Below are 3,804 nucleotides of genomic sequence, written 5' to 3' on the forward strand. Positions count from 1 at the left end.
CTGAACTCGCCGATGCAGCGATCCGTTCGAATGACTCTGCTGCTTTACACCCTGCTGCCGAGCCGGAAAGTCTCCTTTGGGTCATCCCAGGAAATTGCGAATGCCTCGGGAATGTCTGTTGTACCCTTTATCAGCAGACATTCGGTCTACTTCGCAAATGTGCCAACAGCGGCCGTTCCTGCTTCAGACACCGGAGGGGTGTGGATCAGGGATTTCTGCTCCACCAAAGGGCTAAGTTCGAAGGTTGATATGATTTGCAAGAAATGCTGAGTCCTCGCCGACCCCAGCGAGCAGAGACGACTTGCGCTTGGAGAGCCACGGCAACCCAACGAAGTACAGCCCCGGGACCTGTGTGATCCCTCGCCGGTGGATTGGTGTCGAGGTCTGGTCGGCGCCCATGACGGCAAAGACCGGCAACTGAAGCCAACCGAAGTCATAGCGGAAGCCGCTGGCCCAGATCACCGAGGTGATCCCGGCAGCTCTCAGGTCCAGTTCCAGGATCGACGTCGAGGCCTCATGCGGATCTGGCAGTCTCTCCCGTGTCCCCTCGTCCCCAGGCGCATCAAGCCCGTTCTGCCATACATGTTCGTCCACGGCCTTCGTGAACTGGGTGTACCACTGGTCGCCCCGCATCAGGGTCGCGCGAAGATCTGGTGCCAGGGACAGCTTGCCACCCTCGCCTCGGACGACATGCCCGATCAGGACGACTCCCTTTTGGGCCAAACGGCGCAGGTTCAGATCATAGCCTCCATTGACCCCGGTCAGGAGTGGTGAGACTCGCTCAGGTGGGCGGTGCTCGACGGTGCGGTCAAACTCGCCGAGCGCGAACTCCCAGAACGCAAAGTCGCGGCCACGGTAGCGGCGCGGCACCGGGCGATGAGCACCAACGGCGAGGTAGACCCGGCGGCCACTCGGCAGAAGGTCTTCGGCGATCTGGCACCCGGATGCTCCAGAGCCAACAATGAGGACTGCTCCCGGCGGCAGGGCGGCTGGGTTGCGGTAGTGGCTTGAGTGGATCTGGAAGACGATCCCCATGGCGGCTGCAAGCGCTTGCGGGATGGCCGGACGCTAATAGGGACCGGTCGCAACCACCACGTTGGCGGCCTCGATGGTTCCACCCTCTGTCTCAACCAGGAAACGAGCCGATCCCGGTCGCTGTCGCAGGGCAGTCACAGGAGTTCCGCAGCGCAATGGCGCCTGGATGAGGTTGGCATAGCTCTCGATGAAGCGAACAACCTCATCGCGGGGCGCAAACCCATCGGGGTCCGGCCCGCGATAGACATAGCCGGGTAGTTGCAGGCTCCAGTTCGGGAACTGGAAGGTCAGGGTGTCCCACCGTTGGCTCCGCCAATGTTCCGCGACCCGGTGTCGCTCAAGGATGACGTGCTCGCAACCGTGGTGGCCCAAGTGATAGCTCACGGCCAGCCCGGCCTGGCCGCCACCGATGACGACGGTATGGCACCTGTCGCTGGCCACTGTCGCTCCTGGCTGGGTCTTCTACGGGAAAGCGAGCCGGACAACCGGCCCGCTTGTTGGGGAAGGCCTGAAGTGAGATGTCAGGCGGCCATTGCCCCTTGGCCCGGAACGTTCACGACGACCTCGCCCATAGTCACTTCCGGCTCACCCTCGTAAAAGTCACTGAGGTTGTCCTTGATCCAGGCTATGGCGCGCCGATGCGCCTCCTGCACCGCGTCCTGCGTATCGAACAGGGTAATCGAAACGCCGACGTCGTTGCCGCCGTTGATGACGTAGTAACCCCGGAACCCCGGCGATTGCCGCAGGATCGGCGCGAGGCCGGCCTCGGCCCGCCGGGCGACCTCCTCAACCGAGCGCATTTTGTTGAACTTGCGGATCACGGCGTACATGAGAGCCTCCCTTTCGAGATCACCCCGCAGCCGAGGGCATTATACCACGAATGCCTATGACCTGAGCACCCAATGTCCGTCTTCCCAGAGCCTGCAACGGGTCATCCCAGGAAATTGCAGGCGTCTTGGGATGTCTGCTCCTCCACCCTTGAGCGGACGCTGGGTGTACTTGAGGCAAGTGCCACTCTCGGACCTTTCCCAAGCGGCCCTCATTTTGCCGCGACGCCGATCTTGGTGCGGTTCCGTCCCCCTCCCCTTGGCCGTGTATAGGACCCAGTCCGCCCGGCAGAGCCTCGGTCATGCTCACGATGAAGGGACGAGGCGCGAGGTCAAGGCAGCCGAGTAGGAACGCACGAATCCAGAAGCATGGTCAGTAGAGGACAGAGGGAAAGTAGCAGCCCCTCGGCTCCTGATAGTGGCCCATCGTCATAAGCGTCATCGGCTTGATGGCCCGCATCCCCTGATGCAGGCACCAGCGGAACAGGTTCGCCTGCCGTGTCGGCAGGAGCAGGGAGAGCGGCTCCGCACACATCACCCCCGCGCCAGCCAGAAGCGCCCTCATGTCCAGCTCGGTCTCGGCGACGCCATGGTTCATCAGCCAAAACGTCGCCGCCGAGAGATAGCCTGTGATGCGGCCCTCCCGCTCGACCACAAAGGGGGCGAATACCCGCTGCGCCTCCTGAAGTTCGTTCGTGCGCTCGATGCCGTGGACGGCTGTGCAGAGCGTCCCGCAGGCGTCCACGTCTGCGGCGGTCATCGGCCGGACGGCAAAGCCCAGATCCGGCCCGCTGCGGGGCGTGCCCTGCATCAGCAAGAGCGGCTCCCGGACGTCGAACCCAAGCGAGGTGTAGAGCGACATTGAGCGGGTGTTGAAGGCATCCTGGACGAGGCGCACGCCCATTGCGTCACCTGCCCGGGCCAGGGCGGCCTCCATCAGCCGCCGACCGACCCCGCTGCCCTGTACGGCCGGATCGACGGTGATCGGCCCGATGCCCCGGATCGGATCGCCCTCGGCCATGAAGTTGCTGCCGACCACCCGCCCGTCCAGCTCGGCCACCACCCCGTAGATCGACGGGGCCTCAATGAAGGTCGTGGCAAGCTGCGCTCCCGCCTCCACTGACGGGAAATCCCAAGGGAAGCCGTGCTGGTCGGCGATTCCCCTGAAGGCTTCGAAGATGATGCGCCCGCAGGCCTTAGCATCGGCCTGTATGGCGGGGCGGATCTCTGGGGTCATCGCCGCCTCCCTGTCTAGCAGTCCATCCATTGCATCGGTGGCGATGATGGGGCTGCATCGCCAGCCAGATTCCCGCAGCAGCGCGCCTCAGGCAAACGAAATTCCGTACCAGACCGCGACAAAGGCAAGGGAGCTGACGATGGCGACCCACTCCGACGCCGTCAGCCTGCTCGAGGGTGACGCTGATGAATTGCCTGAGACCATGGGAACCCCCTCGCTTCGTACTCCGACGTTGCTGCCGCAAAGGACAGCCAAGCCGCTCAATTCCACCTGCCCCAACGTACATCGGGGGCACCGGCGTGGATGTGTTGGGTGACACATCCGCGGCCGAGCTAGCACTCGTCGCAGGTAGAACTCGCGCGGGCGGTTGCCCTCGAAGTGCTGGTTGATCCCCCAAGTCGGAGCGCGCATTGCCCTCGTGAGCCTGCCGTCGGTGATCTCTTGAAAAGGCCGACGTCTAGGCGGGCATCTCGGCCATCGCAGCCCGCAGGCGCTTGTCATAGGCACTGGCCAGATCTTGCAGAGCCGCAGCCGTGTCGCCGGCGAAGGAAGAGCCGTGCATCAAGGCCAGGGTGCGTGGGGCGGCTCCGTTGCATTAACTTAGAAAGGGCACGACGAACCCAGCCGGAATGGATTGCTCAGGCGGCAAGACCGAAGAGCTGGTTCACAAGACGGATTTCGCCTGTCACACCGGACTGCGGCAGG

The 3,804-nt window shown here is 63.6% G+C and carries 4 protein-coding genes; all 4 read right to left on the bottom strand.

From position 1 onward, the window contains the following. Nucleotides 1-231: 231 nt before the first annotated feature. Nucleotides 232-1,035: an NAD(P)/FAD-dependent oxidoreductase gene (locus AC0QTX_RS27235; protein ID WP_474606916.1), complete on the bottom strand. Its 804-nt coding sequence runs from the start codon at nt 1,033-1,035 to the stop codon at nt 232-234. A gap of 33 nt (nt 1,036-1,068) precedes the next feature. Further along, nucleotides 1,069-1,476 carry an NAD(P)-binding domain-containing protein gene (locus AC0QTX_RS27240; protein WP_474606917.1) on the bottom strand — a complete coding sequence of 136 codons (408 nt, stop codon included), beginning with the start codon at nt 1,474-1,476 and terminating at the stop codon, nt 1,069-1,071. An 80-nt stretch (nt 1,477-1,556) separates the two neighbouring features. Next, a complete protein-coding gene (locus AC0QTX_RS27245; protein WP_202064717.1) occupies nt 1,557-1,865 on the bottom strand; it encodes an antibiotic biosynthesis monooxygenase family protein in 309 nt (102 codons plus the stop codon). A 370-nt stretch (nt 1,866-2,235) separates the two neighbouring features. Next, nucleotides 2,236-3,099, bottom strand: a complete 864-nt coding sequence (locus tag AC0QTX_RS27250) for a GNAT family N-acetyltransferase (RefSeq protein WP_474606918.1) — start codon at nt 3,097-3,099, stop codon at nt 2,236-2,238. Nucleotides 3,100-3,804: the final 705 nt, after the last annotated feature.

The sequence above is a fragment of the Microvirga sp. jy35 genome, from assembly GCF_056148915.1.

What these genes read in the sequence shown, in the direction of transcription:
- AC0QTX_RS27250 (WP_474606918.1), bottom strand. Translation starts at nt 3,099, where the DNA reads ATGACCCCAGAGATCCGCCCCGCCATACAGGCCGATGCTAAGGCCTGC.
- AC0QTX_RS27235 (WP_474606916.1), bottom strand. Translation starts at nt 1,035, where the DNA reads ATGGGGATCGTCTTCCAGATCCACTCAAGCCACTACCGCAACCCAGCC.
- AC0QTX_RS27245 (WP_202064717.1), bottom strand. Translation starts at nt 1,865, where the DNA reads ATGTACGCCGTGATCCGCAAGTTCAACAAAATGCGCTCGGTTGAGGAG.